Here is a 14508-nt window from a genome sequence, read left to right as displayed (position 1 = left end):
CATGGCGGCACAGATTCGCGTGCTGCGGCGGCGGATCAAGTCGACGCAGAACATCAAGAAGATCACGCGGGCGATGGAGCTCATCGCCACGTCGAAGATCGCGAAGGCGCGCGCCCGCGTCGAGGAGTCGCGGCCCTACGCCGAGCAGATCACCACGGTGCTCTCGGAGCTGGCCGCCAACTCCGCGCTCGACCACCCGCTGCTCGTCGAGCGGGAGGAGCCGAAGAAGGCTGCGGTTCTGGTCGTCACCAGCGACCGCGGCCAGTGCGGTGGCTACAACGCCAACGTGCTCAAGGAGGCCGAGCAGCTCCAGCAGCTCCTGCGCGAGCAGGGCAAGGAGCCGGTGCTCTACGTGATCGGGCGCAAGGGTGTGAACTTCTACCGGTTCCGTCGGCGCAAGGTCGAGGCGTCGTGGACGGGCTTCTCCGAGGAGCCCCGCTACGAGAACGCGGCCGAGGCGGCGCGCACGCTCGTCGCGGCGTTCATGGCCGACCAGGAGGACGAGAGCAGCGTCGACGAGCTGCACCTCGTGTACACGACCTTCAAGAACATGGTCACCCAGGTGCCGCAGGCGCGGCGCATGGCGCCCATGGAGATCGAGTACACCGATCCCGGTGAGCCCGGCCCCACCCGCGAAGAGGCGGAGTCGAACCAGCCGCGAGCGCTGTACACGTTCGAGCCGGACGCCGACAACCTGTTCGACGCACTGCTGCCGAAGTACGTGGGCGCGCGCCTGTTCGCCGCCCTGCTCGAGTCGGCGGCGTCGGAATCGGCCAACCGGCAGCGGGCCATGAAGGCCGCGACCGACAACGCGAACGAGTTGATCCGTACCCTGACACTGGAGTCCAACCAGGCCCGTCAGGCACAGATCACCCAGGAGATCAGTGAGATCGTCGGTGGCGCCGACGCTCTCGTCAGCACAGGGAGTGAGTGATGACCGCCACCGCCGAGACCGGCACGAGCACCACCACCGGGCGCGTCGTCCGCGTCACCGGCCCCGTCGTCGACGTGGAGTTCCCGCGTGACGCCGTGCCGGACCTCTACAACGCCCTCACCGTCGAGGTCACCTTCGGCCAGCTGGCCAAGAAGCTGACCCTCGAGGTCGCCCAGCACCTGGGCGACAACGTCGTCCGGGCCATCTCCATGCAGCCCACCGACGGCGTGGTGCGCGGCCAGGAGGTCACCGACCTCGGCCGGCCGATCTCCGTGCCGGTCGGCGACCAGGTCAAGGGCCACGTGTTCAACGCGCTGGGCGACTGCCTGGACAAGCCCGACCTGGAGATCACCGGCGACCTGTGGGGCATCCACCGCAAGGCCCCGAACTTCGCCGACCTCGAGGGCAAGACCGAGATGCTGGAGACCGGCATCAAGGTCATCGACCTGCTCACCCCGTACGTGCAGGGTGGGAAGATCGGCCTGTTCGGCGGCGCCGGCGTCGGCAAGACGGTGCTCATCCAGGAGATGATCACCCGCGTCGCCAAGAACTTCGGTGGCACCTCGGTGTTCGCCGGTGTCGGTGAGCGCACCCGTGAGGGCAACGACCTCATCACCGAGATGACCGAGTCGGGCGTCATCAACGACACCGCGCTGGTGTTCGGGCAGATGGACGAGCCGCCGGGCACCCGCATGCGCGTGGCCCTGTCGGCGCTGACGATGGCGGAGTACTTCCGCGACGAGCAGAACCAGGACGTGCTGCTCTTCATCGACAACATCTTCCGGTTCACCCAGGCCGGTTCCGAGGTGTCCACGCTGCTGGGCCGCATGCCGTCGGCCGTGGGCTACCAGCCCACGCTGGCCGACGAGATGGGCGAGCTGCAGGAGCGCATCACCTCGACCCGTGGCCGCTCGATCACCTCGATGCAGGCGATCTACGTGCCCGCCGACGACTACACCGACCCGGCGCCGGCCACCACGTTCGCCCACCTGGACGCGACGACCGAGCTCTCCCGCCCGATCTCGCAGAAGGGCATCTACCCGGCGGTGGACCCGCTGACGTCGACCTCCCGGATCCTCGACCCGCAGTACATCGGCGAGGAGCACTTCCGGGTCGCCAACGAGGTCAAGCGGATCCTGCAGAAGTACTCCGACCTGCAGGACATCATCGCCATCCTCGGCATCGACGAGCTCTCCGAGGAGGACCGCCAGACGGTCGCCCGGGCCCGTCGCATCGAGCGCTTCCTGTCGCAGAACCTGCTGGTCGCCGAGCAGTTCACCGGCCAGCCGGGCTCGACGGTGCCGCTGAAGGAGACCATCGAGGCGTTCGACAAGATCGCCAAGGGCGACTTCGACGACGTCCCCGAGCAGGCGTTCTTCCTCTGCGGCGGCCTCGAGGACCTCGACAAGAACCGCAAGAAGCTCGAGGAGAGCTGAGCGGATGGCAGACATGAAGGTCGAGCTCGTCGCCGTTGAGCGGCGGGTGTGGTCGGGCGAGGCGACCTTCGTCTTCGCCCGCACCACGGTCGGCGAGATCGGCGTCCTCCCGGGGCACGAGCCCACGCTCGCGCAGCTGGAGGATGCCGGGATCGTGCGGATCGACGGCACGGACGGCAACTCCACCACGGTGGCGGTGCACGGCGGGTTCCTGCACATCACGCCCGAGGGCGTGACGATCCTGGCCGAGTCGGCCGAGATCGGCGGCGAGATCGACGTCGACCGCGCCCGGGCGGCGCTGGACCGCGCCGACACCTCCGAGGACGAAGGGGCCGCCGCGGCGGCCCGCGCCCAGGCCCGGCTCAAGGCCGCGGGCGTCGAGTAGGAGATCGGGAGCCGAGGTTGGGCCCAACGGCGATCGTCGTCAGCATTGCGCTGCTGCTCGCCTGTGTGTGCCTCGGATACCTCGCCTACCGGCGAGTACGTCTCATGCGGGGCGGTGGTGTGGACGCGTGTCTGCGCCGCCGCCCCGCCGGCGTTCGGCAGGACCTCGGCGCCGGCTGGCACTTCGGGGTCGGCCGCTACCGGGGTGACGAGCTGGCCTGGTACCGGCTGACGTCGCTTCGCCCCGGCCCGTCCGTGGTGCTGGACCGCACCGCGCTGGAGATCGTGGACCGGCGCCCACCCCTCGACGGCGAGGCCTACGCCATCCCGGAGGCGGCGTCGGTGCTGCACTGCCGCATCGACGGCCACGACATCGAGCTCGCCATGGCCCCCGGCGTTCTCACCGGGTTCCTGTCGTGGCTGGAGTCGGCGCCGCCCGGGCGCACCGCGTTCTACCGGCGGGCGGGGTAGGGGTCGGTCCGCCTGGATTGCGTTGATCAAGGGCAGAACGTCGTCCGGGAAGATCGACCAGCAACATTCTGCCCTTGATCAACGGGATGCTCGGCGCACTCCTCGGCCGGCCCGGGCCTGGCCAACCCGCGAACCGTCGTTGTGGGCGGCGCGCTTGCCGCTTCCTCGGCTACCCGAGATGTGACGGTCCGCGCGGCCGAGGCGCACAGCCTGCCCCAGTCGTGGGCCACGCTGCGCCTGGCCCGGTTCGCCGATGAGCACCGCTTCGCCGCCGACAGGGCACCCGCCGCGGCGCGCGTCACGGCGGGATAGGCGCCGGTCGCCTGGTTCGCTACAAGGGCCGGTGTCTCGACGAGACACCGTGATCAAGGGCAAAAGGTCGCCCGCGAAGATCAACCAGCAACCTTTTGCCCTTGATCAACGAAACCTCGGCCGGGTTCGCGGCCAGCTCACTCACCGCCCGGCCGCCACAGCACGTCGCCGCCCGGGTTGGCGACGCGGCCGAGGATGAACAGCAGGTCCGACAGCCGGTTGAGGTACTTCGCCGTGAGCGGGTTGGTGCGCTCGGCGTCGGTCTCCAGCAGCGCCCAGACACTCCGCTCCGCCCGTCGCGTGACGGTGCGCGCGACGTGCAGGTACGCCGCGCCTGGCGTGCCGCCGGGCAGGATGAACGAGCTGAGCTTGGGCAGTCGCTCGTTGAACTCGTCGCACCAGCCCTCCAGCCGCGTCACGTACTCCTCGGTGACGCGCAGGGGCGGGTACTGCGGGTTCTCGACGATCGGCGCGCACAGGTCCGCGCCCACGTCGAACAGGTCGTTCTGCACCTGCCGCAGCGGCACCAGCACCTCGTCGGCCAGGCCGCCGACGGTCACCGCCACCCCGACGGCCGCGTTCGCCTCGTCGGTGTCGGCGTAGGCGGCCAGCCGCACGTCGGTCTTGCGGACGCGGGAGAAGTCGCCCAGCGCGGTGGTGCCGTCGTCGCCGGTCTTCGTGTAGATCCTGGTCAGGTGCACGGCCATGGGGCGAGCCTATGCGGGCGACCGGTCAGGTGCCGCCGCCCGGCGGCGGTTGCGGATGCGAGCCCGACCCGCCGTTGCGGTGATCAAGGGCCAAAGGTTGCCATTCGATCTTCGGAAAACGACCTTTTGCCCTTGATCACGGTCACCTGCGGCGCGGCGGTGCCACGTCGTGACCGCTGTCGGCGGCCGCCTGCTGGCCGAGGGTTGCCGGATGGTCTGTACGGCCCGGCCTCAGGCGTTCGCCCCCGCATCGACGAGCACCCCGGTGCCGGTGATGGTGGCCCCGCCCGGCCCGGCCAGGTGGGCGACGGTCGCGGCGACCTCCTCCGCCCGCTGGAAGCGGCCCAACGCCGTGCGTACGCGCTGGTCGCCCGCCGACGGGCCGTCGGCCGGGTTCATGTCGGTGTCGGTCGAGCCGGGGTGCACGACCGTGACGGCGATGCCGCGCGGGCCGAGGTCGCGGGCGAGGCCGCGGGTGAGGCCGGTCAGCGCGGACTTCGTCATCGCGTAGAGCGCCACGCCCGGGTGGGAGACGTGGTCGGCGAGGTTGCTGCCGATGGTGATGATCCGCCCGCCCTCGCCGAGGTGCGCCGATGCGGCTTGCGCTGCGACGAACGCGGCGCGCACGTGCACGGCGATGACGTGGTCGAGCTCGGCTGCGCTGACGTCCTCGAACGGCCCGAACGGGAAGACGCCCGCGTTGTTGACGAGCACGTCGAGCCGGCCCAGCTGGGCGGCGGCACGGTCGACGGCGCCCCGTACCTGGGTGGGGTCGGCGCTGTCCGCGCGCAGTGCGACGCCGCGCACGCCGTGTGCCGTCACGTCGCGCACGACCTGGTCGGCCTGGTCCGCGGCGGCGACGTAGGTGATCGCGACGTCGGCGCCCTCGCGGGCCAGCCGGCGGGCGATCGCCGCGCCGATCCCGCGACTGCCGCCCGTGACGAGCGCCGCGCGCCCGGTCAGGTTCCCCATGGTCATCCCTTTCTTTAGCGGTCGCTAAAGACCGTAGCTGATATCCTTAGCGAGTGCTACAGAAGGGACGTCCGCGGGGCTTCGACCGCGACGCGGCGCTCCAGCTCGCCATGGAGATGTTCTGGGAGCACGGCTACGAGGCCACCTCGGTCGCCGACCTGACCGCCGCCATCGGCATCCGCCCGCCGAGCCTCTACGCCGCCTTCGGCAGCAAGGAGCAGCTGTTCCGCGAGGCGGTCGCGCGCTACGAGGAGATCGAGGGTGGGCCGGCGTTCGCCGCGCTGGCCGGCGGTCCCACCGCGCTGGCCGCCGTCGAGGCGATGCTGCGCGCCAACGCCGTCAGCTACACCGCGCCCGGCAACCCGCCGGGGTGCCTGATCGTGCTGGGCGCGATCACCTACACGCCCAGCTCGCAGGGCATCCACGACTTCCTCGCGGAGGCCCGTCGGGCCACGACGGAGGCCGTGCGCGAGCGGTTCGCCCGCGGCATCGCCGATGGCGACCTCCCGCCCGACGCCGACCCCGCAGCGCTCGCCACGTACGTCACGACCGTGCAGTACGGGATGTCGTTGCAGGCGCGCGACGGGGCGGACCGTGCGACGCTGTTCGCGGTGGTCGAGCGGGCGATGCGGGGGATCGGCTGACCGCAGGTCAGTCCGCGGCCACGCCGAAGGTCTTCGCGACGTCGTCGAGGATCGCGCCGGCGCCCTGCAGGCCGACGGCGGTGAGCCAGGTGAGGTCCTGGACGTCGGTCTTCTCGCCGGTGAGCCGGTTCCACAGCGGGTTCGCCGCGCTGGCGGCCTTCTGCGCCGCGGACGCGCCGTTCTCGTCGCGCGCGGTGGAGAGGAAGAGGTGGTCGGCGTCGAGCTGGAGGAGGTTCTCCTGGCTGACGTCGGCGGAGATCTTGCCGGCGGGCACCGCCGACGCGGTCGCGTTCAGGGCGAAGCCGGCGTCGGTCAGGACGGTGCCGGGGAACGACGTTTTCGAATACAGCCGCACGGTCGGCTCGCCGGCGAAGCGGACCAGCGAGACCGTGGGGTTGCGGCCCAGCTTGGCGCGCACCGCGTCGCCGATGCGCTTGGCGCGCTGCTCGTAGGCGGCGATCTTCTGGTCGGCGAGCGCCGACTTGCCCAGCGCCTTGCCGAGCAGCCGGATGTTCTCCTTCCAGGTGGGGCCGGTGGACTCGCTGAACACGGTCGGCGCGATCCCGACGAGCCGTTCGTGCTGGTCGCCGTGGCGCACCTTGGCGGAGACGATGAGGTCGGGCTGCGCGGCGGCGATCATCTCCAGGTTCGGCGCGGACAGGGTGCCCACCGACTTCGCGCCGGCCGCGTACTTCGCGACGTCGGCGCCGAGGTAGGCGGGCAGCTCGTCGCCGACGCCGCGGTAGCTGGTGAACGCGACGACCGGGGTCTCCAGCGCGATCGTGGCGTCGACGTAGCTCTGGTCGAGCGCCGCCACCCGCACCGGCTGCTTCGGGACGGTGACCTGCCCGTAGACGTCGGTCAGCGTGACGGGGAACCCGGCGGCGGCCGGCTGGCCGGCGCCGGACGGCGCGGCCCCGCAGGCGGCGAGGGCGGCGGTGAGCGCGGCGGCGACCGCGACCCGGGAGAACCTGTACGAACGACGCATGAGGTGAGCCTAACCTCTGCAGTTCAGGGCACGGCCGGGCACCGGCACATGCGGCCGGGGGGATACCGTCGGCACCCGTGGTCGAGCATTTCGCGATCCGTGGCGGCGCCCGCCTCGTCGGCGCCGTCGACGTGGTCGGAGCGAAGAACAGCGTGCTGAAGCTGATGGCGGCGGCGCTGCTGGCCGAAGGCACCACGACGATCACGAACTGCCCCGAGATCCTCGACGTGCCGCTCATGGCCGACGTGCTGCGCAGCCTCGGCTGCACCGTGACGGTCGACGGCGACACCGTCACCATCGACGTGCCCGCGGAGCTGGGTGCCGAGGCCGACTACCGGTCGGTGTCGCGGCTGCGGGCCTCGGTCTGCGTGCTGGGCCCGCTGGTGGCGCGCTGCCGGCGCGCGGTCGTGCCCCTGCCCGGCGGTGACGCGATCGGGCAGCGGCCCCTCGACATGCACCAGGCCGGCCTGCGCAAGCTCGGCGCCACCACCGAGATCAAGCACGGGCGCGTCGTCGCGGAGGCCGAGCACCTGGCCGGCGCGCAGATCTGGCTCGACTTCCCGAGCGTCGGTGCCACCGAGAACATCCTGATGGCGGCCGTGCTGTCGGACGGCACGACCGTCATCGACAACGCCGCCCGCGAGCCGGAGATCGTCGACCTCTGCACGATGCTCGCCGAGATGGGCGCGAAGATCGACGGCATCGGCTCGTCGACCCTGACGGTGCACGGGGTCAGCGTGCTGGCGCCGACCCGGCACCGCGTGATCGGCGACCGGATCGTCGGGGCCACCTGGGCGTTCGCCGCCGCGATGACCCGCGGCGAGGTCACCGTCCGCGGCGTGGACCCGCACCACCTCGACCTCGTGCTGGACAAGCTGCGCTCGGCCGGCGCGACCACCGACATCCTCGGTGCCCAGGAGTTCCGGGTGGCGATGCCGGGCCGGCCGCGCGCCGTCGACTTCGTGACGCTGCCCTACCCGGGTTTCGCCACCGACCTGCAGCCCATGGCGATCGCGCTGTCCGCCGTCGCCGAGGGCACGTCCATGATCACCGAGAACGTGTTCGAGTCGCGCTTCCGGTTCGTCGACGAGATGGTGCGCCTGGGCGCCGACGCCCGCACCGACGGCCACCACGCCGTGGTGCGCGGCGTGCCGCGGCTGTCCAGCGCGCCGGTCTGGGCGAGCGACATCCGCGCCGGCGCCGGGCTCGCGCTCGCCGCACTGTGCGCCGACGGCGTCACCCAGCTCTGGGACGTCGACCACATCGACCGCGGCTACCCCCGGTTCGTGGAGAACCTGCGCTCCCTCGGTGCCGACATCGCCCGGGTGGAGGGCGAGCCGACGCCCTGAGGGTAGGTTCACCTTCCGTGCGGAAACTCGTGGTCATGGCCGTGGTCCTGCTCGGCCTGGCGGCCTGCGCGGGCCCGCCGCCCGACCCGGGCACCGGCAACGCCGACGTCGCGACCGGCGGCCGCCTGTTCGCGACGGCCGATTCCGAGACGGCCAAGTTCAAGGCCGACGTCGGGCCGGGCGTGTTCCCCCGGACGGTCACGCACGCGCGCGGCACCACGACCATCCCGGCCGCGCCGCAGCGGGTCGCGGTGCTCGACAGCGGCGAGCTCGACGGCGTGCTGTCGCTCGGCGTCACGCCCGTGGCGATCGCCGTGCCCAACCGGACGGTGCCGTCCTACCTGGCCGACAAGGTCAAGGGCGTGCCGATCGTCGGTGACGTCGGCACGGTCGACCTCGAGGCCGTCGCGGCCGCCAAGCCGGACCTCATCCTGGGCAGCAAGCTGCGCGTCGACCAGCTCTACGACAAGCTGTCGGCCATCGCGCCCACCGTGCTCAGCATCCGGCCGGGTTTCCCGTGGAAGGAGGACTTCCTGCTCGTCGGCACGGCACTGGGCAAGGAGGACGCCGCCGTCGGGGCACTGAACGACTACCAGCGCCGCGTCGACGCGGTGAAGGCGGCGATCGGCCCGAACCCGCCGACGATCTCGCTGGTGCGCTTCCAGCCCGGTCGCATCCGGCTGTACGGGAACCTGTCGATGCTCGGCGTCGTGCTTCGCGATGTCGGGCTGCGGCGCCCGCCGGCCCAGGACTTCCCGGAGCTCGCGATCGAGGTGTCGGAGGAACGCATCGACACCGCCGACGCGGACTGGATCTTCTACTCCAGCTACGGGCCGCCGGCCAACACGGCACAGGGCGCCGTCGTCAACGGGCAGCTGTGGGCGCGGTTGGGTGCGGTCAAGGCCGGGCACGCCCAGCAGGTCGACGACGAGGTGTGGTTCCTCGGCCTCGGCCCGACGGGCGTCGGGAAGGTGCTCGACGACCTGCCGAAGCTCCTCGCGTCCTGACGGGGGATTCCCCCACCTCGTTCAGGGCGATCACCGGATGTCCGGCACGGGCCCGCCCGGCGAGGCTCGACGCATGGACTCCTGGTTCGCCTCCTTCTTCGCCATGCTCGACGCCATCCCCACCTGGCAGCTGTTCGCCGTCGTCGGCGTGCTGCTCGTGCTGGAGACGACGGCGCTGGTCGGGCTGGTCACGCCCGGCGAGGTGGTGCTGCTCGCGGCCGCGACGACGGTCGGCAGCGGGTGGGAGTTCGCCGCGCTGGCCGCCGTCGCGACGGTCGGGACGATCGTCGGGCAGACCGGGGGCTACCTGATCGGCCGCCGCACCGGGCCGTGGCTGCGCGAGTCGCGGGCCGGCCGGTGGATCGGGGAGCCGAACTGGCAGCGGGCGGAGGACCTCGTCGCGAGCGGCGCGTCGCGCGCGATCGTCGGGGCCCGGTTCCTGGCCGTCGCCCACTCGCTGGTGCCGGTGATCGCGGGCAGCCTGCGGATGGACGTCGGCCGGTTCCTCCGCTGCACCGTCGTCGGGGCCGCCGCCTGGGCGCTCGTCTACGTGGGGTTGGGCAGCGCGGCGTCGGCCGCGATCCGGCACGTCGCGCACCTGGTCGGGCCGACGGCGACGGGCCTCGTCGTCGCGGCGGTGGTCGGGGTCCTGGTGGTGCGGGCGGTCCGCCGGCGCCGCGCCGAGCGCGTGCCGGCCGAGGTGGGTTGACCTCACACACCGAGTGCGGTCCTCACCCATGCTGCGACGTGTGTGCGGACCGCACTGGGTGTGTGACGTGGTTGAGCCGGACGGCGCAGTACCGCGTGCGGGGTCCGCACGGTCGTGCCACCGTGCTGGTGGGAGGTCCGATGACTGCGGCGGACGAGGCGGACGAGGTCGACCGGGTGGACCGGGCCGACGGGGGCGGCGAGAACGATGCTGCCGAGGAGGTCGACGAGGTCGTCGACAGCGCGCCGGTCCGCCTCGGGGCGCGGGTCGGGATCGGCGCCTACGGCGTCACGCACCTGGTGGTCGCGGTGCTCGCCATCCAGCTCGCGTTCGGCAACACCAGCGAGCGCACCGACCAGTCCGGCGCGTTCGAGGCGCTGGCGCACCAACCGCTCGGACTGGTCCTGCTGTGGGTGCTGGTGATCGGGTTCGCCGCGGCCACCCTCTGGCGGGTCTACGAGGCGGTGCGCGGCTTCTCCTGGGTGCAGGAACGGCGCGCCACGCTGATGCGCCGGGCGCAGACCGGCGGGCAGGCGATCGTGTCGGGCACGCTGGCGGTGCTCGGCGTGACGACGCTGGTCGGCGGCAGTGGCGGCGGCACCGAGAAGGCGACGGCCGGTGTGCTCGGGCTGCCGGGCGGTCAGGTGCTCGTCGCGCTGGTCGGCGTGGGCACGGCCGTCGTCGGCGGCTGGACGGTGTGGAGCGGCTGGACGCGCCGATTCATGGAGAACCTCGCGCTGCCCCCATCGCTGCGGGTGCACCGGTTCGCCGACCGCACCGGGTTGATCGGCTTCGTCGCGAAGGGCCTCACGCTGGTGCTGGTGGGCGTGCTGATCGTGGTCGCGGCGATCCGCTTCGACCCCCAGCAGGCGAACGGGCTCGACGCGGCGTTGAAGGGGCTCGCCGGACAGCCGTACGGCCCGTACCTGCTGGTCGCGCTGGCGCTGGGCCTGATCGCGTACGGCGTGTACGGCATCGTCGACGCCCGCTACCACCGGATCAGCTGAGCTGGATCGATCTCGGGTGTGACGGACGTCGTCCGGGGCGGCCGGACGGGTTACCAGACAGTACGATAAGTATCCCGACCAACGGCGGAAGGTGCCCTCGTGCCGTACCCGAGCGACCACGAACGCGACCGGCCGTGGGTGATCCGCACCTACGCGGGGCACTCGTCCGCGGAGAAGTCGAACGCGCTCTACCGGCGCAACCTCGCCAAGGGCCAGACGGGCCTGTCCGTGGCGTTCGACCTGCCGACGCAGACCGGCTACGACCCCGACGACGAGCTGGCCAAGGGTGAGGTCGGCAAGGTGGGTGTGCCGGTGAGCCACATCGGGGACATGCGCACGCTCTTCGACGGCATCCCGATGGCCGAGGCCAACACCTCGATGACCATCAACGCGCCCGCGATGTGGCTGCTCGCGCTGTACGTCGCCGTCGCCGACGAGCATGGTGCCCCGCGCGCGACGCTGGCCGGCACCACGCAGAACGACATCGTCAAGGAGTACCTGTCGCGGGGCACCTACGTGTTCCCGCCGGCACCGAGCATGCGGCTGATCACCGACACGATCGCCTGGTCGGTGGCCAACATCCCGAAGTGGAACCCGATCAACATCTGCAGCTACCACCTGCAGGAGGCCGGGGCCACGCCGGCGCAGGAGCTGGCCTACGCCCTGTCCACGGCGATCGGCGTGCTCGACTCGGTGCGCGACTCGGGCCAGGTGCCTGCCGAGGAGTTCGGCGACGTCGTCGCCCGCATCTCCTTCTTCGTCAACGCCGGGCTGCGGTTCGTCGAGGAGATGTGCAAGATGCGCGCGTTCGCCCGGCTCTGGGACGAGATCACCCGCGAGCGCTACGGCGTCGAGAACCCCAAGCAGCGACGGCTGCGCTACGGCGTGCAGGTCAACTCACTGGGGCTGACCGAGGCGCAGCCGGAGAACAACGTGCAGCGCATCGTGCTGGAGATGCTCGCCGTCACCCTCTCGCGCGACGCCCGCGCCCGCGCCGTGCAGCTCCCGGCCTGGAACGAGGCGCTCGGGCTGCCGCGGCCGTGGGACCAACAGTGGGCGCTGCGCATGCAGCAGGTGCTCGCCTACGAGACCGACCTGCTCGAGTACGAGGACATCTTCGACGGCAGCCGCGTCGTCGAGGCCAAGGTGGCGGAGCTCGTGGAGAACGCGCGGGCCGAGATCGACCGCGTGCAGGAGATGGGTGGCGCGGTCGCCGCCGTCGAGTCCGGGTACATGAAGGGCCAGCTGGTGGCCGCGCTGTCGGAGCGGCGGCGGAAGATGGAGTCCGGCGAGCTGGTCGTCGTCGGGGTGAACAAGTTCGACACCACCGAGCCCAGCCCGCTGCAGGCGGAGGGTGCTGCGGCCATCGAGACCGTCGACCCGCAGGTCGAGGTCGACGCGATCGCCGCGATCCGGCAGTGGCGGGCCGGTCGCGACGCCGCGCAGGTGCAGGAGTCGCTCGCCGCACTGCGCGACGCGGCGAAGACCGACACCAACCTGATGGAGGCCTCGATCGCCTGCGCCAAGGCCGGGGTGACGACGGGGGAGTGGGCCGGTGCGCTGCGCGAGGTGTTCGGCGAGTTCCGCGCCCCCACAGGTGTGTCGGCGGCCGCGGTGAGCGGCGAGGCGGCCACCGAGATCGCCGCCGTCCGTGAACGGGTCCGCGCCGCGGGCGACGACCTCGGCACCCGGCTGCGCATGCTCGTCGGCAAGCCCGGGCTGGACGGGCACTCCAACGGCGCCGAGCAGGTGGCGGTGCGTGCCCGCGACGTCGGCTTCGAGGTGATCTACCAGGGCATCCGGCTCACCCCGGCGCAGATCGTCGCGGCCGCCGTGCAGGAGGGCGTGCACGTCGTCGGGCTGTCCGTGCTCTCCGGGTCCCACCTGGAGGTCGTCCCCGCCGTCGTCGACGGGCTGCGCGCGGCCGGTGCCGACGACGTGCCGGTCGTCGTCGGCGGGATCATCCCGCCGGAGGACGCCGAGGCGCTGCGGGCCAAGGGCGTCGCGCAGGTCTTCACGCCCAAGGACTACAAGCTCACCGAGATGATGGACGAGATCGTCACGCTGGTGCGGGCGGCGCACGGTTTGCCGTGACTGCATACTCCAGTATGCAGTAGTCTGGTGTCGTGGAGCTGGATCGCATCACCGTGACGATGGACGCCGAGTTGGGCGCCGCTGTGCGGGCAGCGGCGGAGGCCGCCAAGTCCAGCGTGTCCGGATGGGTGGCTGGGGCGGTCGCCGACAAGCTGCGCAATCAGCTGCTCATGGAGGCTCTCGACGAGTGGCAGGCCGAGGACGGTGCCTTCACGGAATCGGAGCACGCCGCCGCGAGGGCTCTTCTCGAGAGTGATGACGCGGCCGGCACGGCCGCGTGAGGCTCCTGCTAGATGCGGGAGCGTTCGTCGCGCTCGAGCGTGCCGACCGGGTGCTCGGCGCCCTCCTGGTGGATGCCGCGCAGCAGCAGGTCCCGGTGCTGACCAGCGCCGGAGCCGTGGCGCAGGTCTGGCGGGGCGGCCCGCGGCAGGCGCGTCTCGCTCGTTTGCTCGCGGGCGTGGAGTCCATCGGCATTGCGCCGGACGACGCCCGTCCGCTCGGTGAGCTGCTGGGCAGAAGCGGCACTGTGGACGTGGTCGACGCGCACATCGCATTGCTCGCCCGTCCTGGCGACGTGATCCTCACCAGTGACCCGAAGGATCTGGCGCACCTGATGGCGGTTCGCGAGGTTCGGGTTCGGATTCGCCGGGTCTGAGCCCGACCGGTCAGCCGTTCCCCGGCCGCGGTTCCTCCCGGCGCAGCCAGCCCCGGAACCCCGGCACCGACGCCAGCGCGTTGCGCACGTCCGTGACCAGCGAGATCAGCTCGCGCAGGTCCGGCCCGACGTGGTCGAGCGTGCCGAGGAGTGGCAGCACGTCCTGCTCCAAGTGCGCGGTGAGCCGCGGGATCGTGTCGACCATGCGGATGGCGGCGTGCAGCTCCTCGGTCGAGAACTCCTCGACGAACTGCCGGGCCATCGGCGCCGCCTTCTCCGCGATCGGCTGGTACAGCGCCAGCACCCCGGTGGCCTCCGCAGCCGCCCGGGCGGCCTGTGCGATCGCCTCGTCGGCCTGCCGCACCGACTCCGTGGTCTGGGCGATCACCGACTCCGCCCCCGCCGTGACCGCCGTCGCCGTCGACACGACCTGCTCGGCGCTCGCGGCCACGTGCTCGACGCGCTCGGCGAGCCGGCGCATCTCCCCGAGCAACGCCTCCGCCTCGCCGAGCAGGCGGTCGACTCGCGCCGGCAGGTCCGCGACCAGCTCCACCGCGTCGTCGGTCCAGCCCACGAGGGCGCGGATGCCGCTCGCGACGTCCGAGGGGCTGAGGAGGACCGGGACACCGCCGATGCGCAACGCCATGACCCCGATGATGGCGCAAGGCCGCGGCACGTGCCGCGACCATGACCTCAGTGTCGTCGGCTGGACGAGGATCGGTCGGTGGGTCGCCAACCGTGGGAACGCGCCCCATACGATGGTCGGCACCGTGAACGGTTCGGCGCCCGCCATCAGGTTCGCGAACCACGCACGGACGACCTCGTGATGCGGATGATCG

17 protein-coding genes are annotated in these 14508 nt (G+C 71.8%); 13 read left to right on the top strand and 4 right to left on the bottom strand.

Annotated elements, in window-relative coordinates:
• The first annotated feature begins 1 nt into the window (after position 1).
• The 5 genes from ACQEVB_RS01575 (at position 2) to ACQEVB_RS01555 (ending at position 3537) form a co-directional block, all read left to right on the top strand.
• A complete protein-coding gene (locus ACQEVB_RS01575) occupies positions 2 to 934 on the top strand; it encodes a F0F1 ATP synthase subunit gamma (protein WP_432963794.1) in 933 nt (310 codons plus the stop codon).
• Positions 934 to 2370 (top strand): F0F1 ATP synthase subunit beta, encoded by a 1437-nt coding sequence (gene atpD / locus ACQEVB_RS01570; RefSeq protein ID WP_432963791.1) that lies wholly within the window; start codon positions 934 to 936, stop codon positions 2368 to 2370. Before ACQEVB_RS01575 ends, atpD begins: the two co-directional genes overlap by 1 nt.
• Positions 2371 to 2374: 4 nt before the next feature.
• Positions 2375 to 2755 (top strand): F0F1 ATP synthase subunit epsilon, encoded by a 381-nt coding sequence (locus ACQEVB_RS01565; protein WP_432963788.1) that lies wholly within the window; start codon positions 2375 to 2377, stop codon positions 2753 to 2755.
• A 17-nt stretch (positions 2756 to 2772) separates the two neighbouring features.
• Positions 2773 to 3225 carry a DUF2550 domain-containing protein gene (locus tag ACQEVB_RS01560; RefSeq protein ID WP_432963785.1) on the top strand — a complete coding sequence of 151 codons (453 nt, stop codon included), beginning with the start codon at positions 2773 to 2775 and terminating at the stop codon, positions 3223 to 3225.
• Positions 3226 to 3405: 180 nt separating this feature from the next.
• Entirely contained in the window at positions 3406 to 3537 is a 132-nt protein-coding gene (locus ACQEVB_RS01555) for a hypothetical protein (protein ID WP_432963782.1), read from the top strand.
• Positions 3538 to 3674: 137 nt separating this feature from the next.
• On the opposite strand, the gene ACQEVB_RS01550 is transcribed toward ACQEVB_RS01555, so the two are convergent.
• Together ACQEVB_RS01550 and ACQEVB_RS01545 are read right to left on the bottom strand one after the other, a co-directional pair.
• The gene (locus ACQEVB_RS01550) at positions 3675 to 4244 is read right to left on the bottom strand and encodes a cob(I)yrinic acid a,c-diamide adenosyltransferase (RefSeq protein WP_432963779.1); all 570 of its coding nucleotides are present in this window, start codon (positions 4242 to 4244) and stop codon (positions 3675 to 3677) included.
• 231 nt (positions 4245 to 4475) lie between these two features.
• Complete coding sequence (locus ACQEVB_RS01545; RefSeq protein ID WP_432963776.1) at positions 4476 to 5216, bottom strand: SDR family NAD(P)-dependent oxidoreductase; 741 nt, start codon at positions 5214 to 5216, stop codon at positions 4476 to 4478.
• A 53-nt stretch (positions 5217 to 5269) separates the two neighbouring features.
• Here ACQEVB_RS01545 and ACQEVB_RS01540 point away from each other — a divergent pair, with 53 nt between their 5' ends.
• Entirely contained in the window at positions 5270 to 5860 is a 591-nt protein-coding gene (locus ACQEVB_RS01540; RefSeq protein ID WP_432963773.1) for a TetR/AcrR family transcriptional regulator, read from the top strand.
• 7 nt (positions 5861 to 5867) lie between these two features.
• Here ACQEVB_RS01540 and ACQEVB_RS01535 read toward each other — a convergent pair whose 3' ends face one another.
• Entirely contained in the window at positions 5868 to 6848 is a 981-nt protein-coding gene (locus tag ACQEVB_RS01535) for an ABC transporter substrate-binding protein (RefSeq protein WP_432963770.1), read from the bottom strand.
• Between the two features lie 77 nt (positions 6849 to 6925).
• On the opposite strand from ACQEVB_RS01535, the gene murA reads away from it, so the two are divergent.
• The 7 genes from murA to ACQEVB_RS01500 all read left to right on the top strand — a co-directional run bounded on the left by murA (position 6926) and on the right by ACQEVB_RS01500 (position 13669).
• Positions 6926 to 8197, top strand: coding sequence for a UDP-N-acetylglucosamine 1-carboxyvinyltransferase (gene murA / locus ACQEVB_RS01530; RefSeq protein ID WP_432963768.1), 1272 nt, complete (start codon positions 6926 to 6928; stop codon positions 8195 to 8197).
• A 17-nt stretch (positions 8198 to 8214) separates the two neighbouring features.
• On the top strand, positions 8215 to 9204 hold the full coding sequence (locus ACQEVB_RS01525) for an ABC transporter substrate-binding protein (protein WP_432963765.1): 990 nt from the start codon (positions 8215 to 8217) through the stop codon (positions 9202 to 9204).
• A gap of 73 nt (positions 9205 to 9277) precedes the next feature.
• Complete coding sequence (locus ACQEVB_RS01520; protein WP_432963762.1) at positions 9278 to 9913, top strand: DedA family protein; 636 nt, start codon at positions 9278 to 9280, stop codon at positions 9911 to 9913.
• Positions 9914 to 10053: 140 nt separating this feature from the next.
• On the top strand, positions 10054 to 10920 hold the full coding sequence (locus ACQEVB_RS01515) for a DUF1206 domain-containing protein (RefSeq protein WP_432963760.1): 867 nt from the start codon (positions 10054 to 10056) through the stop codon (positions 10918 to 10920).
• A gap of 99 nt (positions 10921 to 11019) precedes the next feature.
• Entirely contained in the window at positions 11020 to 13014 is a 1995-nt protein-coding gene (locus ACQEVB_RS01510) for a protein meaA (protein WP_432963757.1), read from the top strand.
• Between the two features lie 32 nt (positions 13015 to 13046).
• Complete coding sequence (locus ACQEVB_RS01505; RefSeq protein WP_432963755.1) at positions 13047 to 13295, top strand: hypothetical protein; 249 nt, start codon at positions 13047 to 13049, stop codon at positions 13293 to 13295.
• Entirely contained in the window at positions 13292 to 13669 is a 378-nt protein-coding gene (locus tag ACQEVB_RS01500) for a hypothetical protein (protein ID WP_432963752.1), read from the top strand. The genes ACQEVB_RS01505 and ACQEVB_RS01500 overlap by 4 nt, the downstream gene beginning before the upstream one ends.
• A 10-nt stretch (positions 13670 to 13679) precedes the next feature.
• On the opposite strand, the gene ACQEVB_RS01495 is transcribed toward ACQEVB_RS01500, so the two are convergent.
• On the bottom strand, positions 13680 to 14315 hold the full coding sequence (locus ACQEVB_RS01495; protein WP_432963749.1) for a hypothetical protein: 636 nt from the start codon (positions 14313 to 14315) through the stop codon (positions 13680 to 13682).
• Positions 14316 to 14508: the final 193 nt, after the last annotated feature.

Origin of the sequence: Pseudonocardia sp. CA-107938 (assembly GCF_050936315.1) — a bacterium.
GTDB lineage: Bacteria > Actinomycetota > Actinomycetes > Mycobacteriales > Pseudonocardiaceae > Pseudonocardia.
The sequence above is the reverse complement of the archived record's forward strand: the minus strand, read 5'-3'. Positions and strand labels throughout refer to the sequence as shown.